This window comes from Methanoculleus horonobensis, from assembly GCF_001602375.1.
GTDB lineage: Archaea > Halobacteriota > Methanomicrobia > Methanomicrobiales > Methanoculleaceae > Methanoculleus > Methanoculleus horonobensis.
Genome location: NZ_BCNY01000015.1, coordinates 275,327 through 302,096, shown reverse-complemented (window position 1 = coordinate 302,096; position 26,770 = coordinate 275,327). Strand labels below are relative to the sequence as shown.

26 protein-coding genes are annotated in these 26,770 nt (G+C 61.9%); 9 read left to right on the top strand and 17 right to left on the bottom strand.

Features of this window, described 5'->3' with window-relative positions; genetic code table 11:
- Position 1: 1 nt before the first annotated feature.
- From MCUHO_RS09135 to MCUHO_RS09125, 3 genes are read right to left on the bottom strand one after another with little or no spacing between them, the layout of a single operon-like run.
- Positions 2 to 1,162 (bottom strand): thiolase domain-containing protein, encoded by a 1,161-nt coding sequence (locus MCUHO_RS09135; protein ID WP_067077233.1) that lies wholly within the window; start codon positions 1,160 to 1,162, stop codon positions 2 to 4.
- A complete protein-coding gene (locus MCUHO_RS09130) occupies positions 1,159 to 2,211 on the bottom strand; it encodes a hydroxymethylglutaryl-CoA synthase (RefSeq protein ID WP_067077229.1) in 1,053 nt (350 codons plus the stop codon). The genes MCUHO_RS09135 and MCUHO_RS09130 overlap by 4 nt, the downstream gene beginning before the upstream one ends.
- On the bottom strand, positions 2,205 to 2,915 hold the full coding sequence (locus MCUHO_RS09125) for a helix-turn-helix domain-containing protein (protein WP_067077226.1): 711 nt from the start codon (positions 2,913 to 2,915) through the stop codon (positions 2,205 to 2,207). The genes MCUHO_RS09130 and MCUHO_RS09125 overlap by 7 nt, the downstream gene beginning before the upstream one ends.
- Before the next feature lie 121 nt (positions 2,916 to 3,036).
- Here MCUHO_RS09125 and MCUHO_RS09120 point away from each other — a divergent pair, with 121 nt between their 5' ends.
- The 3 genes from MCUHO_RS09120 (at position 3,037) to MCUHO_RS09110 (ending at position 5,185) form a co-directional block, all read left to right on the top strand.
- Positions 3,037 to 3,705 (top strand): DUF120 domain-containing protein, encoded by a 669-nt coding sequence (locus MCUHO_RS09120; RefSeq protein ID WP_067078807.1) that lies wholly within the window; start codon positions 3,037 to 3,039, stop codon positions 3,703 to 3,705.
- Positions 3,698 to 4,375, top strand: coding sequence for a 3,4-dihydroxy-2-butanone-4-phosphate synthase (gene ribB, locus MCUHO_RS09115; RefSeq protein WP_067077222.1), 678 nt, complete (start codon positions 3,698 to 3,700; stop codon positions 4,373 to 4,375). The genes MCUHO_RS09120 and ribB overlap by 8 nt, the downstream gene beginning before the upstream one ends.
- A gap of 171 nt (positions 4,376 to 4,546) precedes the next feature.
- On the top strand, positions 4,547 to 5,185 hold the full coding sequence (locus MCUHO_RS09110; protein ID WP_067077219.1) for a recombinase family protein: 639 nt from the start codon (positions 4,547 to 4,549) through the stop codon (positions 5,183 to 5,185).
- A 27-nt stretch (positions 5,186 to 5,212) separates the two neighbouring features.
- On the opposite strand, the gene MCUHO_RS09105 is transcribed toward MCUHO_RS09110, so the two are convergent.
- From MCUHO_RS09105 to MCUHO_RS09095, 3 genes are all read right to left on the bottom strand, one after another.
- The gene (locus MCUHO_RS09105) at positions 5,213 to 5,428 is read right to left on the bottom strand and encodes a hypothetical protein (protein WP_161485893.1); all 216 of its coding nucleotides are present in this window, start codon (positions 5,426 to 5,428) and stop codon (positions 5,213 to 5,215) included.
- 268 nt (positions 5,429 to 5,696) lie between these two features.
- On the bottom strand, positions 5,697 to 6,263 hold the full coding sequence (locus MCUHO_RS09100; protein WP_067077211.1) for an RPA family protein: 567 nt from the start codon (positions 6,261 to 6,263) through the stop codon (positions 5,697 to 5,699).
- Positions 6,260 to 7,534, bottom strand: coding sequence for a nucleotide-binding protein (locus MCUHO_RS09095; RefSeq protein ID WP_067077207.1), 1,275 nt, complete (start codon positions 7,532 to 7,534; stop codon positions 6,260 to 6,262). The genes MCUHO_RS09100 and MCUHO_RS09095 overlap by 4 nt, the downstream gene beginning before the upstream one ends.
- 318 nt (positions 7,535 to 7,852) lie before the next feature.
- Here MCUHO_RS09095 and MCUHO_RS09090 point away from each other — a divergent pair, with 318 nt between their 5' ends.
- Positions 7,853 to 8,047, top strand: coding sequence for a DUF1858 domain-containing protein (locus MCUHO_RS09090; protein ID WP_067077202.1), 195 nt, complete (start codon positions 7,853 to 7,855; stop codon positions 8,045 to 8,047).
- A 4-nt stretch (positions 8,048 to 8,051) separates the two neighbouring features.
- Here MCUHO_RS09090 and MCUHO_RS09085 read toward each other — a convergent pair whose 3' ends face one another.
- From MCUHO_RS09085 to MCUHO_RS09065, 5 genes are all read right to left on the bottom strand, one after another.
- Complete coding sequence (locus MCUHO_RS09085) at positions 8,052 to 8,945, bottom strand: adenosylcobinamide amidohydrolase (protein ID WP_067077198.1); 894 nt, start codon at positions 8,943 to 8,945, stop codon at positions 8,052 to 8,054.
- Complete coding sequence (gene nrdD, locus MCUHO_RS09080; RefSeq protein ID WP_067077195.1) at positions 8,942 to 9,304, bottom strand: anaerobic ribonucleoside-triphosphate reductase; 363 nt, start codon at positions 9,302 to 9,304, stop codon at positions 8,942 to 8,944. The genes MCUHO_RS09085 and nrdD overlap by 4 nt, the downstream gene beginning before the upstream one ends.
- Positions 9,305 to 9,421: 117 nt before the next feature.
- Positions 9,422 to 10,057: an orotidine-5'-phosphate decarboxylase gene (gene pyrF / locus MCUHO_RS09075; protein WP_067077192.1), complete on the bottom strand. Its 636-nt coding sequence runs from the start codon at positions 10,055 to 10,057 to the stop codon at positions 9,422 to 9,424.
- A complete protein-coding gene (locus MCUHO_RS09070) occupies positions 10,054 to 10,989 on the bottom strand; it encodes a deoxyhypusine synthase (protein ID WP_067077188.1) in 936 nt (311 codons plus the stop codon). Before MCUHO_RS09070 ends, pyrF begins: the two co-directional genes overlap by 4 nt.
- Before the next feature lie 479 nt (positions 10,990 to 11,468).
- Entirely contained in the window at positions 11,469 to 12,752 is a 1,284-nt protein-coding gene (locus MCUHO_RS09065; RefSeq protein ID WP_067077185.1) for a tRNA(Ile)(2)-agmatinylcytidine synthase, read from the bottom strand.
- A gap of 47 nt (positions 12,753 to 12,799) precedes the next feature.
- Here MCUHO_RS09065 and MCUHO_RS09060 point away from each other — a divergent pair, with 47 nt between their 5' ends.
- From MCUHO_RS09060 to MCUHO_RS09040, 5 genes are all read left to right on the top strand, one after another.
- Positions 12,800 to 13,714, top strand: a complete 915-nt coding sequence (locus MCUHO_RS09060) for a transcriptional regulator (RefSeq protein WP_067077180.1) — start codon at positions 12,800 to 12,802, stop codon at positions 13,712 to 13,714.
- A gap of 57 nt (positions 13,715 to 13,771) precedes the next feature.
- A complete protein-coding gene (gene thsA / locus MCUHO_RS09055) occupies positions 13,772 to 15,427 on the top strand; it encodes a thermosome subunit alpha (RefSeq protein WP_067077176.1) in 1,656 nt (551 codons plus the stop codon).
- Between the two features lie 328 nt (positions 15,428 to 15,755).
- The gene (locus MCUHO_RS09050) at positions 15,756 to 17,645 is read left to right on the top strand and encodes a sensor histidine kinase (RefSeq protein WP_067077172.1); all 1,890 of its coding nucleotides are present in this window, start codon (positions 15,756 to 15,758) and stop codon (positions 17,643 to 17,645) included.
- Positions 17,642 to 19,528, top strand: a complete 1,887-nt coding sequence (locus MCUHO_RS09045; protein WP_067077169.1) for a sensor histidine kinase — start codon at positions 17,642 to 17,644, stop codon at positions 19,526 to 19,528. The genes MCUHO_RS09050 and MCUHO_RS09045 overlap by 4 nt, the downstream gene beginning before the upstream one ends.
- A gap of 114 nt (positions 19,529 to 19,642) precedes the next feature.
- On the top strand, positions 19,643 to 21,523 hold the full coding sequence (locus MCUHO_RS09040) for a sensor histidine kinase (RefSeq protein WP_067077165.1): 1,881 nt from the start codon (positions 19,643 to 19,645) through the stop codon (positions 21,521 to 21,523).
- Positions 21,524 to 21,525: 2 nt separating this feature from the next.
- Here MCUHO_RS09040 and MCUHO_RS09035 read toward each other — a convergent pair whose 3' ends face one another.
- The 6 genes from MCUHO_RS09035 to MCUHO_RS09010 form a co-directional block, all read right to left on the bottom strand.
- Positions 21,526 to 21,720 carry a YwbE family protein gene (locus MCUHO_RS09035; RefSeq protein ID WP_067077161.1) on the bottom strand — a complete coding sequence of 65 codons (195 nt, stop codon included), beginning with the start codon at positions 21,718 to 21,720 and terminating at the stop codon, positions 21,526 to 21,528.
- A 19-nt stretch (positions 21,721 to 21,739) separates the two neighbouring features.
- Complete coding sequence (lysS, locus tag MCUHO_RS09030; protein ID WP_067077157.1) at positions 21,740 to 23,266, bottom strand: lysine--tRNA ligase; 1,527 nt, start codon at positions 23,264 to 23,266, stop codon at positions 21,740 to 21,742.
- 663 nt (positions 23,267 to 23,929) lie between these two features.
- Positions 23,930 to 24,523, bottom strand: coding sequence for a hypothetical protein (locus tag MCUHO_RS09025; protein ID WP_067077152.1), 594 nt, complete (start codon positions 24,521 to 24,523; stop codon positions 23,930 to 23,932).
- The gene (locus MCUHO_RS09020; protein ID WP_011845170.1) at positions 24,520 to 25,107 is read right to left on the bottom strand and encodes a hypothetical protein; all 588 of its coding nucleotides are present in this window, start codon (positions 25,105 to 25,107) and stop codon (positions 24,520 to 24,522) included. The genes MCUHO_RS09025 and MCUHO_RS09020 overlap by 4 nt, the downstream gene beginning before the upstream one ends.
- An 88-nt stretch (positions 25,108 to 25,195) precedes the next feature.
- Positions 25,196 to 25,888: a hypothetical protein gene (locus tag MCUHO_RS09015; protein ID WP_084386020.1), complete on the bottom strand. Its 693-nt coding sequence runs from the start codon at positions 25,886 to 25,888 to the stop codon at positions 25,196 to 25,198.
- A 106-nt stretch (positions 25,889 to 25,994) separates the two neighbouring features.
- Positions 25,995 to 26,579: a hypothetical protein gene (locus MCUHO_RS09010; protein WP_067077146.1), complete on the bottom strand. Its 585-nt coding sequence runs from the start codon at positions 26,577 to 26,579 to the stop codon at positions 25,995 to 25,997.
- Positions 26,580 to 26,770: the final 191 nt, after the last annotated feature.

Sequence of the window (26,770 nt, the reverse complement as noted above, 5' to 3'; positions counted from 1 at the left end):
GTTAGGCCCCCAGGATGTGCACGACGACCGTCGCGCCGGTGCCGCCGACGTTATGCGCCATACCGATCTCCGCGTCCACCTGCCGGCCGGTGGCCTCGCCGCGGAGCTGGCTGACGATCTCGTAGATCTGCTTGATCCCGGTCGCACCGACCGGGTGGCCGCAGGCCTTCAGGCCGCCGCTCGTGTTCACCGGGATCTCCCCGCCGAGGGCGGTTGCCCCGTCCGCGGTGAGTCTTCCCGCTTCGCCCTTCTTGCAGAACCCGAGGTCCTCGATTGCGCAGATCTCCGCGATCGTGAAGCAGTCGTGGACCTCCACCATGTCGATGTCCTTGTGGGTGAGGCCCGCCTGGGCGAACGCCCGTTTGCCTGCGGCGACCGATGCGTCCAGGGTCGAGATCTCCCGCCGGTCATGGAGCGAGATGGTGTCGCTCGCCTGGGCGCTTGCAAGCACCCTGACCGGCGAATCGGTGAACTCGCGGGCACGCTCGAGCGGCACCACCACGACCGCCGCCGCACCGTCGGTGATCGGCGAGCAGTCGAAGAGCCGCAGGGGGTCGGCCACGAGCGACGAATTTAGAACCGTATCGACCGTGATTCGGTTCCGGAACTGTGCGATCGGGTTCTTCGCGCCGTTCTCGTGGTTCTTCACCGCGACCTGTGCAAGCTGCTCCCGGGTGAGGGGGTAGCGGTGCATGTAGTCGTTTGCAATCATTGCATACAGCCCGGGGAAGGTCGCCCCGGCGAACCCTTCCCACTCGCGGTCCGCGGCGCTCGCGAGCATGTCCACGCTCGCCCCGGTCCCGACGTCGGTCATCTTCTCGACGCCCGCGGCGACGACGATATCCTCCATGCCGCTCGCGACCGCGATCACCGCCTGCCGGAAGGCGAGCCCGCCGGAGGCGCAGGCCGCCTCCACACGGGTCGAGGGGGTGTTGTTCGTCGCCAGTCCGGCGTAATCCGCGATCAGGGCGCCGATATGCTCCTGCTCGACGAACCGGCCGGCGCTCATGTTCCCGACGTAGAGAGCGTCGAGTTTCTCACCGGTGACCCCGGCATCCTCGAGCGCGAGCGCCCCGGCCTTGACGAAGAGGTCGCGGAACGAGGTTCCCCAGTGCTCGCCGAACTCCGTGCACCCGACTCCGATTACTGCTACGTCTCTCATTTCTGCATCACGATCTTTCCCTTGTGTTTGGCATACAGTGCATAGTCGAGGTATGTCGGATTCGCGAGGAGTTTCTCCACGCTCGGCGCCGCCGTCCGATCGAACTCAGCGGACTCGATGGCGTCGGTCACCGTGATGTCGAATGCGTCGCTCCCGGCTCCCGACCCGAACGAGGTGACGAAGATCCGGTCACCCGGCTTCGCCGCGTCGAGCGTAGCCGCAAGCCCGATCATCGACGCCCCCGAGTAGGTGTTCCCGAGCTTCGGGACGACGAGGCCGGGCCGGATCTGCTCGTCCGTGAACCCGAGCATCTTCGCCACCCGCTGCGGGAACTTCGCGTTGGGCTGGTGGAAGACGGCGTAATCGTAGTCTTTCGGGCTTGTCTTCATCGCATCGAGCATCAGACGCGCCGCACCCTGAACATGCTTGAAGTAACCGGGATCCCCGGTGAACCGCCCACCGTGGCGGGGGTAGTTCTGGCCTTCGCGCCGCCAGAAGTCGGGCGTGTCGGTGGTGAACGAGCAGGTGTGGTTGATCTCGGCGATGACGTCCTCGTTGCCGATGACGAACGCCGCACCGCCGGCCGCGGCCGTGTACTCGAGCGCGTCGCCGGGAGCGCCCTGCGCCACGTCCGCACCGATGGCGACTCCGAGTGGGATCATCCCGCTCTTGACCATGCCCATGCAGGTCTGGATGCCTGCCGTTCCCGCCTTGCACGCGAACTCGTAGTCGGCGGCGGTCATGTTCGGGGTCGCCCCGATCGCCTCGCCGACCGTGCAGGCCGTGGGCTTGACCGCGTAGGGGTGCGACTCGCTCCCCACGTAGATGGCCCCGATGGCCTCGGTGTCGACGGTTCTCCGCCGAAGAGCGGCGCGTGCCGCCTCGACGGCGATCGTTGCGGTATCCTCATCGAGATCGGGGACGGACTTCTCAAAGACCCCGAGACCTCTCATGATGTCGTCTGCGTTGGCGCCCCAGACCCGCGCGATCTCCGGGACTTTTATCCGGTATCGCGGGATGTAGACGCCGTATGAGTAGATGCCTACCATAGTTTTCCTCGTAGTGAACCGATGATCGCCTCGACGTCCATCCTTGTGCAGAGTACGCTGATCCGGTCGCGTTCCGCGAGACCCGGAATCAGTGGGTGCACCTCTTCCGGGCCGATGCCCTGCAGCACCACGCAACGCGGTTTGAAGGGCGTGACCCGGATCGCCACCATCGGGGACTTTCCGGTCGAGACCTCGGTGAAGATGAGGGCACGTTCCGTGCTCCAGCCGTAGATGCGGTTGAACTCGCTCGATGAGAGCTGGAGGATCGCATTGAGGCTGTTGATCACCGTGTACCCGTAGATGGTCTGATCCGTCGGGCCGCAGAGCATGACGCCACCGATGGCCTCCGCAAAGTCGGAGAGGGCCACCGGGGACGCGTACTCGTGGATGTCGTAGATGACGTCTTCGTCGAATTCGCTGTACAGGATTTTCGCAAATTTGTTGATGAACCGACCGCCGTTGTCCTCGTCGATCGAGAGGATCGTATCGACGATTTTACCGACGATGGCAGTTCCCGGACTCTTTCGTCGTCCGCTTTCGTAATCACTGATAACTGAGGGAGAGACCTCCAATCGTTCGGCAAGCAATCCCTGGGGGATGTTGAAGCTCTGCCGCCACTTCTTGAGGGCCTGACCCGGTGAGTCCGAGAGTGTGATCTCTCCTGCCATTTTCTCGGCAAGTTGATGCCGCACCCCGGATTTCATGCAGGTAATGTCAGCACCCCCGACTTAAATAATTAGCGTATCGCACATCGACATTTCACGAAGTCCGGGGGGCGGGATCGTTGCGCAACCCGTATATAGTATGCATCTCAATTATGGTATGATGGTTGAAGCGGAAGATCTGCAGTCCTTGAAGACGATCGCCCTGCTCGGCGGGTGCCGGGGACCGATCTGGCTCTCGTCGCAGTCGCTCGGCAGCGTTCTGGGTATCAGCCCCCAGACCGCTTCGCGGAGGCTGATTGCGCTTGAGCGGCAGCAGTTCGTCGTCCGAACGATGAAGTCCGACGGCCAGTACGTCGCCGTCACTCGCGAGGGCGAGCAGACCCTGAAGCGGGAATACACGGATTACGTCCGGATCTTCAACCCGGATCAGAGGCGGTATACCCTGACAGGAACCGTGATCAGCGGGCTCGGGGAAGGCCGCTACTACATGAGCATCCCTCATTACAAGGAGAAGTTCGGCGGGTGTCTCGGGTTCGAACCCTTCCCGGGAACCCTGAACATCAGGCTCGATGCGGCGAGCATCGAGGCCCGCAAACAACTCGATCACGCCGGCTGGATCGATATCCCCGGATTTACTGCAAACGAGCGGACGTTCGGCGGCGCCAGTGTGATCCCCTGCCGTATCGGGGGGCACAAATGCGCGATCGTCGTCCCTTCCCGAACCCATTACCCGGAGGATATCATCGAGGTCATCGCCGGGTGCGAACTCCGCAAAGCCCTGAACCTGAACGATAACGATACGATCGAGGTGGAGATTACCCATGATTGATGCAGCCATACAGGCCCTTGCCAGGGGCGAATTCGTCCTGCTATACGACTTTGACAACCGCGAGCGCGAGACGGATTTCGCAATCCGCTCGGACGCCGTCACGCCTGCCCACATCCGACAGATGCGTAAAGACGGAGGCGGGCTGATCTGCACGGCGGTTCACCCCGAGGCTGCAAAGAGGCTCGGGCTCCCGTTTGCGCACGAGGTCCTGCGGGCCTGCAGCCTCGTTGAGAGGGACGGGGAAGTCCCGTACGACCCGAAGAACCACTCCTCGTTCTCCCTCTGGGTGAACCACCGCGAGACCTATACCGGGGTGACGGACCGTGACCGGGCGCTGACGGTCACCGCCATCGCGGACGAGGTGAAGAAGTCGCTCAACGGCGGCGGGCACGACTTTGCGGCGCACTTCCGGACGCCGGGGCACATGGCGCTTCTCCGGGCCGCCGAACGGCTGCTCGATGAGCGGCGGGGGCAGACCGAGCTCTCGATCGCGCTCGCGACCATGGCCGACGTCACCCCGGCGGTCACGATCTGCGAGATGCTGGACGACGAGACGGGGTTTGCCCTCACGAAAGAAGGTGCGATGGAGTATGCGAGGAAGCACGGGCTCGTCTTCATCGAGGGGCAGGACGTTCTTGACCGGTGGGAATCCCTGAAACAACAGGGGTAATGCTCACCTCTTTTTCCATCCATCCGGCAGGGTGTACCGCCCGAAAAGTATTCCCGCCGACCTTTTAGCACATCGCCTGCAACCTCCCCGGGCTCTCCGGCTGCGCCGCAAAACGGCACGGTGCGTGTGTTTTCAAAAACAATATATACGATTATACGGCACCATAATCGGATGAAAAGAGATGCTGTGGCATACTTAAATACGAGAAAGAAGGGGGATTTCGCAGCACAAAAGGGGGAAGTCGAGGACTTTTGCAAGTATCGGTTCCAGATTGTTGAAATCTTCCACGATCACCGGGCAAATGCAACGCCCCCGGAGAAGCGGAAGGGATTTATGGAGATGCTGGAGTATTGCGGCGCCAATAACTGTCCCGATATCATCATCCACGACCTTGCGGGCCTCGCAAGGGATCCAGACGCCGGACTTGCCGCACTCAAGACCCTAAACGAGCAGTACACCGTCTACTGCGTGAACAACGACTTCTTCGGATTCCGGGACGAGCCGGACCAGAGGAGAGCGGCGATCGGCAACTTCATCGAGTACATGGAGCAGTACCGCGAGAGTGCCCGGAAAGCCGCCCCGGTCGTCTCGAAGAAGACGAAGAAGGATGACGGGCGGCCCATCGGGAGGCCGAAAGCGCTCAACGAGGGGCAGGTCGAGGCTCTCCTCACGGTGCGGCAGGCCGGGACGAGCATCAGCCAGATCTGCCGGATGTTCGACGTCAGCAGGAGCACGGTCAGCAAGATCCTCGCGGACTACCCTGAACTGAAGGGGGAGTGGAAGGGCGCCCGGCAGGAACCGGAGGAGTGATTCCTCCCGGAAAATCCTCTGTTCCGGCTACTCCTGACCGTTGTATCTCTCCGTTATCCATGGCTCGATCCGGGTGAGAGCGAGGCTCGCTATTATGCCCAGCACCACGCCTATCATGAAGACGACCTGGGCGTAACCGCTCTTCGCTCCCTCCTCCCAGACGTCTACGAGGTAAGAGATTGCCGAGATGAGAGAGAGGGTTCCAAAGACCAGGATGAAGGTGAGTATCTTTTTTCGGTTCATGATGAAGGTGTCTTCAGACTGTTCCGCCCGTGTTCCTCGCATCGGAACCGGGACTGCATCGCCAGCGTAAGAATCGAGTCTTTTGCTATATACTCTTTCTGTCCAGTCTCTTTACAGATTGGCGCTTTCATACCGCCCTTCATGGAAAAGAGCTGCTGTAACCGGGGACAAGGGATCACGCAACAGATGCGGCAGCGTTCGGGAGCATCCCCACGAAAGAATGGCAGTTGCCCGCCAAAAAAAGAGTTTTCGGAGGTAGAGCGCGGCCCTACAACTGCACCTGGGAGAGAGCGTCGTAGACGATCTTCCGGTAGAGGTCGGGCTGCGTCCCGTACTCCTCCTGGGCCTTCTTCGAGTCGTCGGTGGTGCCGAACGCGTCGAGCCGGTCAAGGGTCTCGCGAGCGGTATCGAGCACCCAGAGGTCGCGGGTCTCGCGGTCCACGACCGTGATCGACTCCACGCGGACCGAGACCAGGCAGTTCCCGTCCGGGGTCGTGTAGAGGTTCGGTTTCCCGACGACGGCGACGAAGGCCGGCGGCTCTATCCGGGCAAGTTGCTGCATCGCCTCGGGCTGGTAGGAGCCCGCCATGATGAAGAAGGTGCCCGTCGGGTCGACCACCCTTCCGCGGTAGAAGATATTCTGGTCGCCCTGCCGCTGCTTCTCCGTCAGCGTCCCGACGATGAAGATCCGGTTGCTCCGGATCCCGCTCGGGAGGATGACGTAGGTCGGGCTCTTTTCGTCCTCGCCGTCCTTGAACTGGTAGCGGGTCTCGCGGAGCTCGGATGCAAAGACCCTGCGAGCCGGTTCGCGCTCGAACGTGCCCTGGGGCTTCATGCCGGCTCACCCCCGGCGCGGTTCAGCAGGCCAGCCAGTTCCGCGGGCTCGAAGACGATCGGATTGCAGGAGTTGACGAGCAGCCTGCCGCCGAACTCGTTCCCGCCGCAGGTGTAGTAGCGCCCGAGCACCGCGTTCCTGATCCGATAGAAGATCTCGTCCATGCCGAGCGGATTCGTCTCGGCGATCTGGACGGCCTCTTCAAGGGTGATTCCCGTGAGGGCCTCGACGACCTCGCGCTGCATCAGGACATTCCTGGCACGCACGCCGTCGTCCAGAACTCCTTTCAGGCGGAGGTCGTAACGGAACTCGGGCTGGATCTCGTGCACCGGACAGTAGTTCTGCCGGGAGAGCGTCCGGTTGCAGCCCTCGACCGGGCAGCGCTTGATCAGGCCCGAGCCGGGGGCGACGTGGACGAGAGCGCCCTGGATCTCGGTCTCGGCTCGCCCGACCTCGATATCGCCCTCGTCGGCGATGTACATCGCGGTGTTCAGGGCGAGGGAGAGCCTGCCGTTGTACTCGTCGACGGTGGCGTAGAAGACGTTGTAGACGACATCGAGCTCCAGTTTATCTTTTCCGAGCGTCTCCTTTGGAGCCGCCGGGCCGGTTCCGGAGGAGCCGGCTCCCTCTTCCTTCCAGATGACGAACTTGATGGTGCCGGTCTCGTCGCCGAGGAGCCCCGTCTGGAGCATCCGGTCGTGCGAGGCCTCCCATTCCTGGATGAACTTAGCCCGCACGCTCCCGACACCGGGCTTCAGCTCGGCGATCGGCGTGATCGAGGGGAGAAGCGGGGTATCTTCCTCCACCCGGGATATCGTGGTGCCGGAGTGGATCTTCAGGTTCGGCGCACCCTTGTACTCGTCGACGACCGCGGACTCAAGCCGGTACCAGTGGCCGTATTCCATCGCCGGGGGGTTCCCCCGTGCCCAGGTGACAAAACGCATGGCGCCGCTCGAGTCGGCGATGATCCCGGTCTGTGCGATCGAGGGCGAGACGGGCGGGGTCAGTGCAACGATCTTTCCCTCGATCGTGACCCACTCGCCGGGGACGATCTCGTGTATCGGGCGGAGCTCGGTGGAGGAGCTTCCGACACCGGTGACATTGTACTCACGGGCGAGATCGGCCGTCACGGTTCGTTCGGCCTCGTCGGCGTTGACGCCGAACTCCTCGACGAGACGGCGGAGGCGTGATTCGATCTTCTGCCGATCGGGCTGTGCGCCTTTTGCTTCAAGTTTCCGGGAGATTCTCTCTGTTACCTCTGATAGGGTCATACTTACATCTCCGGTCTGTACTTCACCTCGCGAGGGTATTAAGACTCGGCCCGCGATGTGAAAGTAAGTTCGGGGTCTACCCTGAACGCCCGCCGTGCGCCCGTTCCGGAAGAGAGCACGGCAGGAGCCGGTCGTCCCGATTATCACACGACGCACATGTCCCCGTTGACCGGAGGGGGCGGTATCCATGCGGGTCGCTGGTTGCTCGCACCTACCGGGGTGGGCGAATGCGCCGTTTAAGTGTCCGCGAGCAAATCGGGGCACCTCTGCACCCGATACTTGAATGTATATATAGGGGCAAGGCCATACAGCTGATGCATGGCATTGACTGCGGACAGTACAATCGCGGAACTCCTTCGGGAGAAGCCCGAATCGGCACAGGTACTCTTCCGGTTCGGCATGGGTTGCCTTGGCTGCGCCATCGCAAACAACGAGACGATCCGGGAAGCCGCCCAGGCGCACGGCGTCCCCCTCGAAGAGATGCTCACCGCCCTCGGCGTCGCCGAGGCGTAACCGATTATAATCGTTCCCGGAGGCGCTTGAGTTCGGCGAGAGCGGCCTCCGGGTTCCTTTTCATGTAATCTGCAATCCCCGGGACGTGCAGGAGCGTACAGCCGGCGCACCCCCAGACCTTGCCGCCGTTCGAACTATCGATCCACTCGCCGAGTTCTTCGTCCGCACAGGGGTAGCAGGGACAGTAGCAGTAGTCGCACCGTTGTCCCGGAAAGTGGCAGGGGTAGTAGGGGCAGTTCTCCTTCTGCCACTCCACCCAGTGATCCCCGCCGTAGCGGCTGTAGATGAAGAACGACGGCTCGCTCCGCCGGATCCCGCCCTGCTGCCGCGCGAGGGCCTCCGGGAGGCCGTAGAGAATCGCCGCGTGAACCCTGCTCCCGATCTCGGTCAGGGTTCCGGCGTAGGTGTGTACACGGGGAACGTCGCGTTCGCAGGCGACGACGACCGCGTCCGTCGTGGTTCCGGGGAAGTCGTAGCCGAGGTCGTGGAGTGCCTGGGCCTTCGCCCCTGTTGCAGTGACGATCGTCTCAAGGAGCGCCGAATCAACCATCCCCTCCCGGCTGTGGACGATGATATTGATGGTGTGCGGGGCGTCGGCGCTCTCGCCCCTCCCCGTCGGGTTGGTCACCCCGGCGGTGATGAAGACCGTGACGAAGTCATACTGGAGCACGCAGAGGTGGTGCATCCCTACAGCGGTCATGAGGCCGAAGTAGTCGCGGAAGACGCCGTGCCGGGCGGCAAGAAGTTCGAGGTGCCGGCCCGGTTCGTCCTCAAAGTCGTGGGGCACCGTGTGGTTCAGGATCGTCGTGACATCGGCGATACCGCCGTGAACCCCGGTGCTCGCTGCCCTGAACCGGCCGCGAAGAAAAAGAGTCTCGTCCCTGACGAAATGCCTCATACGACAGAGTAGCGGACCCGGTCTTTCAGTTCCTGCTGCTTGCCCGCGTTCCAGCCCGCAACGTCCTGGAGGTAACCGGTGACCCTGCTGATCTGGACGACGTCGTGGCTCCCGCACTCCGGACAGACGGCCTTGCCGCAGAGCGGACAGTACTCGATGCTCTCGATGATGGAGTGGTGGCAGTCACAGTGGTCGAGCGGACACATGATCTCAAGCGACGTCTCGCCGCAGTGAGGACAGGGGCTCTCGTCCACGACGAAGTGGCAGGTGTGGCACTTGTACCGCCGCTCTCCTGCAGGGATTTTATCGAGGCTCGGATACTTCTCCGCCAGTTTAAGTTGTTCAGGGCTCCAGTTCATGATACCAGTATCTGCGGGAGAATATATAACCCTTCAGATGCGGGATAGGCCGCATCCGCCTCAGATCACTCATAGGGTTCGTCATCTCCCCTGACGGGGATCGGAACGGAGAACTCATCACCGGCGGATGCGGGAGAAGCGTTCGGCTTCGGCGCCCGGGTCCTCCGCTTCGTAGATGCTCCTTCCCACGATGACCCCGTCGACCAGCCGGGCCACCGCGTCGGGGTCGCCGCCCTGCGCCCCCACGCCCGGCGAGTAGATCGCCTTGCTCCCGACGATATCCCGGAGCCGGGCGATCCGTTCGGGGCGGGTGGCCGGGGCGATGATGCCGTCGGCCCGGCAGGAGACGGCGAGTTCCGCGAGGTGTTCGGCCACGCCGCCGTGGAAGAACTCGGTCGCCCCGGGATGGCTCATCTCGGCGACGATGTAGGCCGCCCCGCTGTGGCTGTGCGCCACCTCGACGCAGGTTCTCGCGGCGTCGGCTCCCACGAATCCGTGGGCGATGACGGCGTCGAACCCGGCGTCAAAGACCGCTTCGCAGATGAGGCGGTTGGTGTTCGGGATGTCCGCGACCTTGAAGTCGGCGATGAGCGGGAGGGCGAGATCGGCGAGGTCGCTGACGATCGAGAGACCTGTCGAGAGGACAAGGGGGTAGCCGATCTTGATGGCATCGATATGGGGTGCACACGACTCCGCGATCTTCACCGCCTGTCTCCGGTCGAGGACGTCGAGAGAGAGGATCAGCTCGGTCATGACCCCAGCCTCTCGAGGGTTGCCGCAACCAGGAGCGGCAGGTTGATGGTCGCATCGCCGTAGACCGTTGCGGCGGTGGCCTCCCCGGTGAGTTTGCCCCACGACCGGGCCTCGTCGAGCGTCGCTCCCGAGAGACCGCCGAGGTCCGGCCGGTCGCCGGTGAGCTGCACCGCGTAATCGAACCCGGTCTCGGTCATCAGTTTGCTCTGCAGGATGTAGTTCTTCGGGACGCCGCCGCCGACCAGGATGGTGCCGGCCCGTTCGGCCTCAAAGCACCGGTCGAGGAGCCCGGGCATGTCGGCAAACGCGCTGACCGTGACCTTGTGCGTCTGGGCAAAAAGCCAGTACTGCAGCCCGATCATCGAGTCCTGGATGGCCGGGCAGTAGACCGGCACCCCGGCCTTTGCCGCCGCCGAAAGGATCCCGGTATCGAGCCTGCTCCCTATCCGGCCGAGGAGATCGGAGATCGAGACCGTCGAGCCTTCCGGGAGGGAGGAGTAGACGTCCTGCAGGAACTCCTCGAACCGGATGAACGCCTCGTTCGGGAGGAAGATATCGTAGATCCGGTTTACCCCCTCCTCGCAGAGTTCGGTATCGGAGACCTGAGCGGTCCCGTGGTAGTGGTGGCAGCCGATCGCCTCGATGACGTCGTGGGTGAGGTTCGCTCCCGTCGAGACGAGCACGTCGATATGCCCTCTCGAGATGAGGTCGGCGACGATGCCTCCCATGCCGCCGGGCACCATCGCGCCCGAGAGCCCGAAGAACTTCAGCGCTTTCTCGTCGCGGAGCATCCGTTCGTAGATGTTGACCGCCTGCCACAACGATCCTCCGTTGTAGGCACCGGCTTTTCCGAGTTCGTCGACGAGTTCGCCGACCGTCATCCCGGGGTACACCCGTGCCTGCTGAACCGCTTCCCCGTACTTGAAGGTCATGATACTGTTACACCAGCTTCTGTACGAGGTATTGGCATTCATGCACGATAATGGATCGTCTTTTCGCCGGGCCGCCGGGAAGTATCCGTCGGCTGAAAGGAGTGTCCTGCTAAAAATGCCATGATATTGCGGGGGTCCGGTGGTCGGGCCCCCGCTGCCAGACAGGGGATGACTGGTTATTCGACACGGGATGATCCCACTCGTCCCACCGTGTCGGGGTCCGGTATCTCCGGACAATCTCTCTAGAGAGCGGACTTTCGGGCCGGAAACGGAAAGGCGCCCGGAAGGCTACCTTCGTCTTCGTTCCGTGCATACTCAGCCGCGAACCCGTACAGCCTGCCGCAAAACCCCGTCCGCAAGGGGTGGCACCGTCGCGGACGGAGAGGTCAGGGCATACGTACTTTCGCCGCAGATAGTCGGCACGGGATCACCAGGGTGTAAGTTAACTCACAAACGTTATAAACCTTTTTTTGTAAACCTCATTTAATTGACGTGGTGGAGGATGGATCGCACTCCCGGCCGGATTGGAGCACGATCTCTTCCCATACGGGGACACCGCGCACCAGCGGTCGTGCGAGGTGCCGGCGGGCGGTGGGGGGCACCTCATACCATCCGGGCTCGAGCTGCCGCTCGATCCGCTCGGTCTCGGGCTCGCGGCTGCGCTCGCTGCAGACCCTGCATTTGTAGCCTTTGCCGGATCCGGCGCTCGTCATCCGTTTCCCGCAGGCAGGGCAGACCGGCGGGCGGATCCGGGCCGCGTCGGCGAGACGGGCGACGCCGAGCTTCTCGAGGTTGAGGCTCCCGCCTTTGTAACTCCCGGCCGCGGCCACCACGTCCCCCGGGACGAGCGTCCTCACGACGCCCCGGAACCCCTTGGTCGGCTCGTAGGCCATACAGCGGACATCGGCGCCGCAGCCTTCGAGGAGAAACGAGACGTGGCCGCCGGGCCCGGTGGCCGCGGCCTCTGCGACCGTGCCCTGCACCAGGTACGACCGCCCCTCCCGGAGGGTTGCGATCGAGCCCGGGATCAGGTGAGCGTCGGTTCCCTGGTTGGTGGCGTAGACCTGCTCGCAGGCAGGCTCTTCCGAGCGCACGTATGAACGCGCCTCCTTCACCCATGCCGGGCTCTCCCCCCGAATGCCGAAGAGGACGGGGTCGGGGGTATGGGGAACCCCGACCACCACGCCGTTCTCCCGGTCGACCGTGTCCCAGGTGTGGGGGTAGGTCTCCTCCTCGGCGCGAAAGAGGCTCGCCGCGTCCACCTGCCGGGGCGTCCCCCACGCCGGGCGCTTCCGGTAGGCGAGGAGTTCGTAGGTCAGGTCGAGAAAATCGCTTGCAATAGCCGCCGTTGCGCCGATGAGCCCGCGCCGATTCTTGTAGCCCCGGTAGCGGGCCCCTGCCGCCTCGAGCACCGTGACGGCCTCGTCCACGGTGCAGTAGTCCCGGAGCGCCGCGTAGTAGAAGTCAGGCGGCGGACGGACGCTCGCCACCACCACGCCGGGGTTGGTCTTTTCGTCGTCGAACTCCGCGAGTTCTTCGACGCACGCGGTGGCGAGCGCGAAGGCCGTCTCCGGATCGCCGTCCGCCTCGATGGCGATCGCCGCGTTCCCCCGGGTCTTGTAGATGACGTTTGGGTTCAGCCTGACCAGGCGGGCGCCGACGACACGGAGCCCCGCCTGCGCGAGACGCCGCACCACGACCGCACCGAGGTAGGTGGTACACATCCCTGCAGGCGAGTCCGTGTCGTCGATCCCGATCCACATAACCCTCTAGTTTATATCGTCTCCGGCTATATCGATTCTTACGGGTTATGTCGCAGGATCGCCTCCCTCAGATGGTCATCAGCATCATGCTCCTCGCGAACTTTGACGTCTCGGAGCGATGCAACATCCGTCCGCGGAGTTTTGACCTTATCGCGAAGAAGGGAGACAACCTCGTCATTATCAAAGTCGCCTCTCACATCGACAGCGTGAGCGCCGATATCGCCTGGGATCTCAACCAGATCGCCCGGCACCTGGAGGCCACCCCCCTCATCGTCGGGGAGCGGGCACGCGATACGGATCTCGAACGCGGTGTCGTCTACATCCGCTACGGGCTCTTTGCCCTCAGCCCCGAGACGCTCTACGACTACTTCGTCGAAGGGCTCTCGCCGATGGTCTATGCCTCCCCCGGCGGTCTCTACGTGAAGATCAAGGGCGATCTTCTCCGTGAGGTGCGGGAGCGCTCCAGGATGTCGCTTGGAGACCTCGCGTCGCACCTCGGGGTCTCCCGTCGGACGATAAGCAAGTACGAGGGCGGGATGGGTACCACGCTCGATGTCGCCATCAGGCTCGAAGAGTTCTTCAACGCCCCGCTCGTCGAGACGATCGAGCTGATCGGTTACCGTACTCCCGAGCCCGAGAAGCCCGCCGAATCTACGCCCGGTGACGTTCTGGTCAACCTCGAACGTATCGGGATGGAGATCCACGCGATGCGGCAGGCCCCGTTCCAGGCGCTGGCGCTCTTTGATAAGCACACAATCCTGACGGCGTACGGCACATCCCAGAAGGTCGTGAAGCGCGCTTCGCTCATCGGCAACATCTCGCAGATCACGAAAACATTTGCGATGTGCGTCATCACCGATTACAAAAAGCAGAAAAAGATCGGCAAAACGCTTCTTATCGGAGAAGAACATCTCCACTCCCTCGAAGACGGCTCGGAACTCATAGATATGATAAATGAGTGAATAGGTTTATATAGAACCACAAACCTACCTTTCTATCGCTTAACAACGGTGATACCTATGTCTGCAAATCTTGGAGGACAACCAATCTTTATTCTGAAAGAGGGTAGCCAGCGTACCCGCGGTCGTGACGCACAGTCGGGCAACATCGCTGCCGCAAAGGCCGTCGCGAGCGCTGTACGGACTACGCTTGGACCCAAAGGCATGGACAAGATGCTCGTCGACACCATCGGTGACGTCGTCATCACGAACGACGGCGTGACCATCTTAAAAGAGATGGACATCGAGCACCCCGCCGCGAAGATGATGGTCGAGATCGCCAAGACCCAGGACGACGAGGTCGGCGACGGTACCACGACCGCTGTGGTGATCGCGGGCGAGCTCCTGAAGCGTGCCGAGGACCTCCTTGACCAGGACGTGCACCCCACGGTCATCGCCCACGGCTACCGCATGGCCGCCGACAGGGCCCAGGATATCCTCGACGAGATCGCCGTCGACGTCAAGCCCGACGACATGGTGATGCTCAGGAAGCTTGCCGACACCGCCATGACCGGCAAGGGCGCCGAGGCTGCAAAGGAGAAACTTACCGAACTCGTCGTCAAGGCCATCACGATGGTCGCCGACGCCGACGGAACCGTCGACACCGAGTTCGTGAAGGTCGAGAAGAAGGTCGGCGGATCCATCGAGGAGTCCGAGATCGTCGAGGGCATGATCATCGACAAGGAGCGTGTCCACCCTGCGATGCCCCGTGCCGTCAAGAACGCGAAGATCCTGCTCCTGAACGCTGCCGTCGAGTTCAAGAAGACCGAGGTCGACGCCGAGATCAGCATCACGAGCCCCGACCAGCTCCAGATGTTCCTCGATGAAGAGGAACGGATGATCAAGGGCATCGTCGACAAGGTCGTTGCCTCCGGTGCAAACGTCCTCTTCTGCCAGAAGGGCATCGACGACATCGCCCAGCACTATCTTGCCAAGGCCGGCATCTTTGCCGTCCGCCGTGTCAAGAAGAGCGACATGGAGAAACTCGCCCGTGCCACCGGTGCGGCCGTCGTCAGCTCCATCGACGCAATCGCCCCCGAGGAACTCGGAAAGGCCGGCAGCGTCGAGGAGAAGAAGGTCTCCGGCGAAGAGATGATCTTCGTCACCGAGTGCGAGAACCCCAAGGCGGTCTCGATCATCATCCGCGGCGGCACCGAGCACGTCGTCGACGAACTCGACCGCGCCATCGAGGACGCGCTCCGGGTCGTCAGCGTTGCCGTCGAGGACAAGAAGTTCGTCGCCGGCGGCGGTGCGCCCGAGATCGAGCTCTCGCTCCGGCTCCGCGAGTACGCCGCAAGTGTCGGCGGCCGCGCCCAGCTCGCCATCGAGGCGTTTGCGAACGCGCTTGAGATCATCCCGAGGACGCTTGCCGAGAACGCGGGCCTCGACCCGATCGACATGCTCGTTGCGCTGCGTGCCTCCCACGAGAAGGGCGGTAAGAACGGAAAGTACATGGGCCTCGACGTCTTCAACGCCGCCTCCGGCGACATGCTCAAAGCCGGTGTCGTCGAACCCCTGCGGGTGAAGACCCAGGCGATCGCAAGCGCCGCCGAGGCAGCCGTCATGATCCTCCGGATCGACGACGTCATCGCCTCGTCCAAGTCTGCCGGCCCCTCTCCTGAGGAGATGGCAGCCATGGGCGGCGGCATGGGCGGCATGGGCATGCCCCCGATGTAAGATCACCGTACCGTTCCACGATACGTTTGGGGCCAATCCGGTCCCGCATTCTCTTTTTTTCGCGCCTGGTTTCCGCCATCGAGTTGCACTCGCAGTCGTCCGTCCGGCGATCAGGTAGCAGCCTCGATAGATGTTTACGGGAGAGTGCGCTACAGTTCTCCCAGGCGCTCTTTGGCGAAATAATCTTCCCGGATCGCGGGTTTTCCTTCAAAATCGTTTATGGTGCGTCAAAATCGTTCAAACTAAATAGTTACAGATATATCTCTCCGTAAGAAATTAATCCCGTCCCCCGGGGTGGTTTTGCATGAGGAGCGGAGTGTATGCGTGAATGAAGACGAAGAGTCCCGTCCGGCCGTCGCTTCCGCTCAGCGTCTATCTTTTGCTTGCGATTCTCCTCGCGACGGCCCCCATCATCTGCCTGCTCTCGGTCGTCGACTCGGCGGTGGTTCGGCAGGAACTTGAGGCGAATGCCGAAGCGTCCCGGAACCAGACCGAGTCCGGAATTATCCTTGCCGTGAATCTGGTGGATGCCGGGTTGAAACTCTTTGACAAGACGTTGGACCGCGAGATGGAGGATGAGTTCGATCTCGTTATCGCCGAGTACGAACGGGCGGGAAGGGATCCGGGAGAGATGGATCTCTTCCGGGTCAGGGAGGAACTCGGGGGCGGGATGGACCTCTATATCATCGATGAAGACGGCGTCATCGTCAACACCACCTATCCTCCCGACCTCGGCCTCGATTTCAGGCAGATGCCTGATTTTTACGATCGGATAACGGAGATCCGTCTTGGGGATTCGTTTGCTGCCGACAGGGTCGTCTGCGGGATATCGTCCGGGGAACTCCGGAAGTACGCGTATATGCCCTCTCCGGATCACCGCTACCTCTTCGAACTCGGCCTCGCGGGATCCGAGTTTCAGCAGTATCGCACGGCGCTGAAGTACCGGGAGGCCGCCCGGGAACTTGTGGACGAAAACCCGGACGTCGTCGAGATCCGGATCTTCGACTGTCTCGGGGAGATGATCGTCGGCGAGACGCATCCCGATGACGGCCGGCGGCTGGAGATGGTTCGCCAGGCTTACCGGGAGAAGACCGTGGTTGAGGTGGAGAACGCCACTGCAGGCGAACTGACGCGCTACGTCTTCATCGATATGGCAGACCTTGATTACGCATCGGACATGAGCCTGGTCGTCGAACTGACCTATACCACGAGGAGAGCGGAGGCGAAACTTGCCGGAATGCTCGACCGGCACATGGGTGTCCTGCTCATTGCGTTCTTCTGCATCGGCTCTCTCTCGGCTCTCGGCGCGCACCACCTGACGCGGCCGATACGGACCCTCATCGAGGACGCCGATGCCATCGCTTGCGGCGATCTGGATCATCCCATACGGGTGAGCGGAGATAGAGAGTTCGTACACCTTGCGGAGAGCGTCTCGGCGATGGTCGGATCCTTAAGGGAGACTATCCGGAAGACCCGGGAGTCGGAGGAAGAGATCGTCCGATACAGCCATGTCCTCGAAGAGCAGGTTCGGGTACGGACTGCCGCGCTGGAGGAGTCGAATCGTGCGGCAAACCTCTACCTGGACATCATGGGACACGACATCAACAACGCGAACAATGTCGCAAACCTCTATGCCGACCTGCTCCAGGCCGAACTCGCGGGGGAGCCCGGGGCCGAGTTGCTTGAGAAGGCGAGGAAGGGGCTTACGAAGAGTATCGCGATCGTCCACGACGTCAACACCATCCAGCAGGTTCAGGGGGGCGTGCCGTTGCTCCGTCCGATCGACCTCGATGCCGTTATCAGAGCCGAGATCGAGCGTTATCCCGCCCCAATAACCTACGCCGGCACCACGGTCACCATCCTCGCTGACGATCTCCTCTCCGAAGTCTTCGTGAACCTCATCGGCAATGCGGTGAAGCACGGCGGGCCGGCGGTCGAGATCGCCGTCCGTGTCGAAGACCGCGGGGAGGAGGTGCTGGTATCGGTCGAGGATACAGGGCCGGGTGTCCCGGATGCAGTAAAGGAGCACCTCTTTGAACGGATGGTCAGAGGAACCAACAGCACGGCGGGAACGGGGCTCGGGCTCTACATCTGCCGGATGCTCGCCGAACGCTACGGTGGAAGGATATGGGCGGACGACCGGGTGGAGGGCCGCCCGGAGGAGGGAGCGGCCATCAGGTTTACGCTCCAGAAGGTTAGAGAGGAGGGTTGCTTGTGACGGCGGCCGGCGGGAGGAGGCTGCGTGGATTCAGCACGCACCTGGTTCTCGTCATGATCCTGATCACGCTCCCGACGATCGGGCTGATCTCGGCTCTGGACTACCGGCAGGTCGAGGAGAACCTGATCGCCGAGGAGAATCGGCTCTGGGAGCAGACGGAGAGGAGCGTCATCCAGTCGCTATGCCTTATGGACGCGGGCCTGAACCTCTTCGACTGCACGCTTGATGGGCAGATGCAGGAGGCGTTCGTCCCGGTTCTGGCAGAATACAGACGGGCGGGAGGGGATCCGGAAGAGATGGATCTCGCCGGCATCAAAGAGCACCTCGGAGAGGGGATGGACGTCTATGTCATCAACGAATCCGGTGTCATCGAGTACACGACCTATCAGCCGGATATGGGCCTTGATTTCAGGCATATGCCCGACTTTTACGACCGGATAACGGAGATCCGGCTCGGTGACACGTTCACGGCCGACCGGATCGTGGCGGAGCCGGCGAGCGGGCGGTTGAGAAAGTATGCCTACATGCCCTCTCCGGATCACCGCTACCTCTTTGAACTCGGGCTCGTCTGCAGTTCCGTCGAAACCAACCGGTTCGATCCGAAATACCTGGCCCTCAAAGACGATCTGGTGCCGTTGAACCCCGCGCTCAAAGAGATCCGGATCTTCGACTGTTACGGCAGGCTCGTCAACGCGACCGAGTCGGAGAGCCCGGCCGATCCCGCCGCCGTCGATCTCGTTGCCCGGGCGGTCTATGAGGAGAAGCAGAGCCGGACACTAGCCGATCCGGCAGCAGGGCGAATCATCCGGTACATCCTTGTCGACATCTCTGCTGCCGGATCCCCCTCGGACGTGAGTCGGGTCGTTGAGTTGACCTATAGCACCGCTCCTCTCGATGCCCGGCTCACACAGATGCTCCTCACACACATTCTCCTAGCACTCTCCGCCGGTCTCGTCGCCTGCTGCATTGCGGTTCCGGTCTCGCGGCAGATAACCCGCCCGGTGCAGGATATCGTCGACGACGTCGATACCATAGCCCGGGGAGATCTCGATCACCCGATCCGGATCTCAGCGGGAGCGGAGTTCATCCGTCTTGAGGAGAGCATCGGTGCCATGGTCGACTCGCTCAAAGAGAGCATCCGGCGCCTCCGCGCTTCAAAGGAGACGGCACGAGATTACAGCACTCGACTTGAAGACCTGGTTCGGGAACGGACCGTCGACCTCGAGGAGTCGAACCGTGCGGCAAACCTCTTCCTGGACATCATGGTCCACGACATCAACAACGCAAACACCATTGCCATCGGGTATACGCGGTTTCTCGTCGATGCGCTCGAGGGAGAACGGCGGGAGATGGCCGAGAAGATGCTCTCCCGGCTCGAACAGAGTTCCGCGATAACCAGATGTGTCGCCACGTTCCGACAGGCCGTGGAGAGCGAGAGCACGTTGACGCGGGTGGATCTCGACCGTGTGATCCGTTCAGAGATCGCGAACCATCCCGCAGCCCGGATCCGATATGAGGGGCAGCCGTTTGCGGTTCTCGCTGACGACCTCCTCTCCGAGGTCTTCGCAAACCTCATCGGCAACGCGGTGAAGTTCGGCGATCCGGCGGTCGAGATCGCCGTCCGGGTCGAAGACCACGGGGAGGATATCCTGGTCTCGGTCGAGGACACCGGGCCGGGCATCCCCGACGAGATGAAGCAACGCCTCTTTACCCGTTTCGGCGGCGGGGAGAACGAGATGAGCGGCCTGGGTCTCGGGCTCTACATCTGCCGGATGCTTATTACGCGGTACGGCGGATGGATCCGGGCGGAAGACCGGGTGGAGGGCCACCCGGAGGAGGGAGCGGCAGTTCGCTTCTCGCTCCGGAAGGTCTGGGAGGGGTAGCACTCGCTACCTCCTCGTCCCCTGCCCGGCAGTCCTGCCCCGATCGCGAAAGGTTTTGTGGAGGTGATGTCTACTGGTTAACGCTCCGACGCATCCCCGGCACAACTGAGACCCATGAAGAGCGAGCGCATACCTTACCCGGAAGACTGGCCGCTTGTCTATCTCCTCATCGTAGCCATCCTTCTCATCGTCATCACCGCCATCGGCCTCCTCGCGGTCCACGACTACATGCTGGCGGAAGAGAGGCTGACCTCGGACCTCGAGACCCTGCAGGACGTCACCGAGAAGAGCGTCAGAGAATCGATCGTGGACGTGGATACCGGCCTCAAACTCTTCGACGACTCCCTCAACGAGAGGATGCGGGAAGGGTTTTCGCTCTTTCTCCGGGAGTACGAGCGGGTGGAGAGCGATCCGTCGCGGATGGATCTTCTGGCGCTTAAAGAACGGCTCGGGGGCAGGATAGACCTTTACGTCATCAACGAGAGTGGTGTCATCGAGTACACGACTTATCTCCCCGATCAGGGCCTTGATTTCAGGAACGTCCCGGGTTTCTATGACGAGATCACCCGGATGCGTCTCGGGGACGAATTCTCTCCCGACCGCGTTGTCTACGAGCCCGCAACCGGGCGGGTCCGGAAATTCGCCTATATGCCCACACCGGATCACCGGTATCTCCTCGAGCTCGGTCTTGTCCCGGATGCGTTTGTGGTCGAGCGGAACCGGTTGCGCTCGCAGGAGAGCACGCAGGAGTTCGTCGCCCTGAATCCCTATCTCGACTCGATCCGCGTCTACGACATCTTCGGCAACCCCGTCGGGATGCCGGACGGCTCTGCCGATGCCCGAACGCGGGAGTTCGTCACCGGGACGGTCATCCCCGGCCGAACCGATCACGAGGTGCAGGATGCGGAGCGTGAAACGCGAATCCACTATCTCTTCGTCGACCTCAAAGACCCCGACTATCCGTCCGATCCAAGCGTCGTCGTCGAGTTGACGTACGACACGGGACTCGTGCAGGATCAGCTCGACCGGATGCTCGTCGAACGTGCTGCCGCTGCAACTCTCGCCATCGTCCTCTGCAGCGCGGTCATCTTTCTTGTGGCCCGCCGTCTCACGCGGCCTATCGAGGAGATCATCGACGACGTCGACGTCATTGCCCGGGGAGACCTCGACCACACGATCCGTGTCTCGGCAACCCGCGAGGTGATGAAACTCGAGCGGAGCATCAACAAGATGGTTGCGGCCCTCAAGGCCGGGATGAAGAACCTCAGGGAATCGGAAGAGACGATCCGGGAATATAGCGGGCACCTGGAGGAGCAGGTTGCGGCACGCACGGCGGAACTCCAGGACTCGACCGAGCGGGCGAACCTTTACCTGGACATCATGACGCACGACATCAAGAACGCCATCAGCACCGCCACACTCTACACCGACCTCCTCACGGAAGAGCTCGAGGGCGAACCGCGGAGCCACACCGAGAAGGTGCAGAGAAGTCTCAACAAGAGTATCGAGATCATCAGAAACGTCAGTACCATCCGGCAGATCCGGGAAGAGGCCGCCGTTCTCCGCCCGGTCGCTCTCGACCCGGTCATCCGGGCGGAGATCGAGGACTACCCCGATCTGCGGATTGCCTATGCGGGGACGGCCGCCCGGGTGGTCGCGGACGACCTCCTCTCCGAGGTCTTCACGAACCTCATCGGCAACGCGGTGAAGTTCGGCGATCCGGCGGTCGAGATCGCCGTCCGGGTCGAAAACCGCGGGGAGGAGGTGCTGGTCTCGGTCGAGGACACCGGGCCGGGCATCCCCGATGAGATGAAGCAACGCCTCTTCACCCGCTCCGGCGGTGGGGAGGGGCCGCGTGCCGGAGCAGGGCTTGGGCTCTACATCTGCCGGATGCTCGTCGAACGGTATGGTGGAGGGATATGGGCGGACGACCGGGTGGAAGGCCGGCCGGAGGAGGGGACGGTCATCCGGTTCGCCCTCCGCAAAGCTGCCTGACCTTACCCGACGATCTCCTGCACCCGCCCGACCTGACCATCCTGGAGCCGGACCTTGATCCCGTGGGGGTGAAACGATGAGTTCGTCAGGATCTCGGCGACGACGCCCCGGGTGCGCTTTCCCGTCTTCTGGTCGCGCTTGAGCACGATATCCACCGTCATCCCGGGTTTGATGGCGGCCCTGTTCTGTCCGTTCATGGCGAAAAATTGTGGGGGATCACTCTTCCCCGCCGCTCTCTTCCGCTCCGTCCCCGTTCTGCCCGGGAACGGCGGTCTTCATCTGCGGGAAGAGGAGAACTTCCTTGATCGAGTCCTTGCCGGTGAGGAGCATCACCAGGCGGTCGATCCCGATGCCGACCCCGCCCGTCGGCGGCATCCCGTAGCCGAGCGCGTTGATGAAGTCGTAGTCGATCATCTGCGCCTCGAGGTCGCCCTTCCGACGTTTTGCGTCCTGCAGTTCGAGTCGGGCCTTCTGGTCGAGCGGGTCGTTTAACTCCGAGAAGCCGTTCGCCATCTCCATCCCGGCGATGAAGAGTTCGAACCGCTCCGTCAGCCCTTCCTTCGTGCGGTGCTTCTTTGCAAGCGGCGAGTTCTCGATCGGGAAGTCGTAGACGAACGTCGGCTGGATGAGGTGCTTCTCGCCGAAGTGCTCGAAGAAGAGCACCAGGTACTCGCCCCGGGTCGTTGCGCTCTCGCAGCCCTCGACGCAGTGGGTAAGGCCGAAGGCGCGGAGTTCCTCGAGGCTCATGGCCGGGAAGTCGATCCCGGCGTACTCGCGCACCGCCTCCTCCATCGTGAGGCGGCGCCAGGGGCGGGAGAAGTCGAGATCGTGCCCGGCAAACGAGCAGGTGGTCGTCCCGAGCACCTTCTCCGCGAGGTGGGAGAGGATCTCCTCGGTGAGGTTCATCATGTCGTTGTAGTCGCGGTAGGCCTCGTAGACCTCCACCATCGTGAACTCGGGGTTGTGGTTGGTGTCGATATCCTCGTTCCTGAAGTTCTTCGCGATCTCGAAGACCTTCTCGAACCCGCCGACGACTAGGCGCTTGAGGTAGAGTTCCGGCGCGATCCGGAGGTAGAGTTTCTGGTCGAGGGCGTTGTGGTGGGTGGTGAACGGCCGGGCGTTTGCGCCGCCGTAGATCGGCTGCAGGGTCGGCGTCTCGAACTCCAGGTAGTCCCGCTCGAAGAGGAACTGGCGGAGAAGGGAGATGATCCTGCTCCGCGCCCGGAAGGTCTCGCGGCTCTCCTCGTTCATGATCAGGTCGAGGTAACGCTGCCGGTAGCGGGTCTCGACGTTCTTGAGCCCGTGGAACTTCTCGGGAAGCGGGCAGACCGATTTCGTCAGGAGTTCGAACCGGTCGACCCAGACGGTGATCTCTCCCATCTTCGTCCGAAAGACGTGGCCGACGACGCCGATGATATCCCCGGCGTCGACGTACTGGCGGAAGAGGTCGAACTGCTCCTCCCCAAGGTCGTTCTTGCGAAGGTAGAGCTGGATCCTGCCGGTCGAGTCACCGATATCCGCGAAGATCGTCTTGCCGTGCTGGCGGACGATGTAGACACGGCCGGCGGTGCTGACCTCCTCCTCGCTCTTCTCGTGCTCGATCGTGGAGAACCGCTCCTTGATCTCGGTGACGGTATCCCTGCGGTCGAAGGTGTAGGGGTAGATCGTCACCCCGCGTTCGCGCAGTTCCTGTATCTTGTCGATCTTTGCCGTGTCAAAACAGGTGTGATCTATATCGCTCATTGTACAAATCGCTCCATTCGTCCTGCAGCCCGGAACCCGGCCGGAAATCCGGGTCAGGCGCCGCTCCGGCGAGACCGGGCGGTGAAGTCGCCGGGAAATTCTATATAGTGTTCATCTCTGGGGGTATTAAATTGGCGACGCTCCGTGAGGAGCGGAGCCCGAGCACCGCAGGTGCGAGTGGTCGACTGGCCGAAGGGTGCGACTGCCGGAACGGCAGGAGCTTGAGAAGACGCGGAAGCGTCTTCGAGCAGGAGCCGAAGCACCGTAAGGCGCGAGTGGCGACGAACGACGGGCGGGGGTGGAGTGCGATGCTCCGCAGGAGCGGAGCAAGAGCACCAGAGGTGCGACTACGAGCGGCCGGAGTTTGAGCACCATCTGGTGGGAGGAGCGTAGTGCGACTGGCCGCAGGGCCAGATCCGTGCAGGAGAGACAGCGCGCCCAGGAGCAGCAGCGCAAGGGAGAGAATGGCGATCTGCTTCACGTAATTGCTCCCGCCGGTTGCAGGTACGGCTTGCGCCTGCCTTCCCGCTTTTTGGTTCATTTTGCTTCCCTCCTATTGGTGGTTCCATGATCGTTCCGGCAACCTGTATTTTCCCGGATCGCCCTCCCCTACGCTTTCATATCGCCCTGTTCCGTGTGAGAGGGGCGCCGGTTCCGCTTCGATCACTCCCATTCAGTTACATCCCCGTATGATGGGTAGAGGTAGAAGATCGTCGTGTCGTCATAGGCCATCATCACCCGCTCGTTGTGATGATCGACGACCACAAACAGGCCCATATACGGGTTTACTGCCTGGTGATAGTCCTCCTCTTCAGGGAAGGGTTCCGATGTCCACGGGTGTCCCCTCCAGATCGTGGCGCTGCAACGCCCTCTGCCGGTTTGCCTCTCCCGTTCGTCCACTTCGATGAAGAACGAGAGTGACAGTTCATCGTTCCTGAACTCCACGTCGATGTGCTCCCGGTTCGGGTCCTCCTCCTCAAAGCCCGTCCGGATCGAAGTGATCTTCCAGCCCCCCTCAAGCAGAATCCCGGCCCGCGGGTCGGCAAGGACGATCTCGATCACCTCTGTCGCGTTGACATCGAACGTTCTCACCGGGATCTCGGAAGTATTGATCGGGATTAAGATGTTCCCCCGCTCGTAGTGAAGGATCGGGGTCGACGCGGCAGTTTTCGTGGTGTTCGTCTCCGGAAAGTCGATGCAACCGGCCCCGAACGCCAGAAGCAGCAGCACAAGGGAGAGAATGAAGACCTGCTTCATCCTGACACCTCCACCCTTTCATACCACTCTCTCCCGTATGAGGGGTAGAGGTAGAAGATCGTCGTATCGTTGTAGACCATCGTCACCCGATCGTTGTGGTGATCGAAGACATAGGTGTGGTAGAATGTCCGGTTCTGGTGGTAGTCTTCAGGATAGGGGCCTGCAAACGGCCCCCCAAGCCAGCGTGGGACGTTGCAGCGTCCCCAGCCGGTCTGCCCCTCCTGTTCGTCCACTTCAATGAAGAACGACGGTGACGGCTCGTCGCTTCGGAACTCTACGTCGACATGCGTCCTCAAGTCGTAATCAAAGCCTGTCCGGACCGAGGCGATCTTCCACCCGCCCTCAAGCAGAGCCCCGGCCCGCTGGTCGGCAAGAACGATCTCGATCACCTCCGTGACGTTGACATCAAACCTTCTCACCGGGATCTCGGAAGTGTTGATCGGGATCGAGACATCCCCCTGCTCGTAGTGGAGGACCGGGGCGGGGGTGACGTTCTCCGTTGCATTCATCTCCGGGGAGCCGATGCATCCGGCCCCGAACGCCAGGAGCAGCAGCGCAAGGGAGAGAATGAAGATTCGCTTCATCCTGACGCCTCCACGCTTTCATACCACTCTCTCCCGTATGAGGGGTAGAGATAGATGATTGTCGCGCCCCTCTGTCCATTCCGGAACATTACAATGCCCCCAGATGGCGCGTGTCGCCTGTTTTCCCTACGGTTTCGTACCACTGTGTCCCGTACGATGGGTAGAGGTAGATGATCGTCGTTCCATTATAGACCATTGCCACCCTGTCGTTGTGGTGATCGTAAACATACCACCAGTTTGTGCCATCTCTCACCGCCTCGTCTTTGTGGTAGTCCTCGGGACGTGGACCTGCAAACGGCCCCCCGCGCCAGCGTGGGACGTTGCAGAAACCTCTTCCCGTGTGCCCCTCCTGGTCGTCCACTTCGATGAAGAACGACGGTGACTGTTCATCGCCCCGGAACTCAACGTCGACATACGTCCTGGCCGGGTCGACCGAGTAGACCCCCTCAAAGTTCGTCCTGATTGAAGCGATCTTCCACCCGTTTTCAAGCAGGGCCCCGGCTCGCTGGTCGGCGAGGAGGATCTCGATCACCTCTGTTGCGTTGGCGTCGAAACCCCTCACCGGAATCTCGGAGGTGTTGATGGGGATCGAGACATCCCCTCGCTCGTAGTGGAGGACCGGGGGAGAGGTAACGTTTTCCGTTGTGTTCGTCTCCGGGGAGTCGGTACACCCGGCCCCGAACGCCAGGAGCAGCAGCACAAGGGAAAGGAGAGGTATGGCTTGCGTCTGCCGGTAACATAGCCCGAAGCAGGGGGGGCGCCTTCCTGTATTTTTGTCCATCTTGTTTTCCTCCTGTGGTTTTATCCACATTTTTTCTGATCGCGCTTTCCTGTGCATTTACGCCGCTCTGCCCTGTATGAGAGGGGAGAGGTGCGCCGGTTTCGCTTCAATCCCCCATCCATTTAGTCACATCCCCATACGAGGGGTAGAGGTAGAAGATCGTTGTTTCATTATAGACCATCACCAGCCTCTCGTTGTGATGATCGAGGACATAGAGTTGGTCCCTGTGCGGGTCTCCCGTCTGGTAGTAGTCCTCCTCCTCGGGGAAGGGTTCCGATGTCCACGGGTGTCCCATCCAGATCGTGGCGCTGCAACGCCCTCTGCCGGTCTGCCTCTCCCGTTCGTCCACTTCGATGAAGAACGACAGCGACAGTTCATCGTTCCTGAACTCCACGTCGATGTGCTCCCGGTTCGGGTCCTCCTCCTCAAAGCCCGCCCGGATCGAAGCGATCTTCCAGCCGCCCTCAAGCAGGATCCCGGCCCGCTGGTCGGCGAGGACAATCCCGATCACCTCTGTTGCGTTGACATCGAACCTTCTCACCGGGATCTCGGAGACGTTGATCGGGATCGAGGTGTCTCCCTGCTCGTAATGGAGGACCGGGGCGGGGGTGACGTTTTCCGGTGTGCTGGTGCATCCTGCCCCGAGCGCCAGGAGCAGCAGTGCAACAAGGAGAACGGAGTTCTGTCTCATCCGGCTCTCTCCGCGGGCGTGGAGTCGTGCCCATGAGGGGTTCTGGCCGGTCTCCGCCTGCCGGTAGTACCCGATCCGTGCGGGGACGGCTGTCGGAGGCTGTACGTCATGATTGAGACTCGGCGTTCCTCTATAAACGATTTCTGTCTCACACGTCTACACGTTGAGACTGCCGGGTAGAATCCTTACCT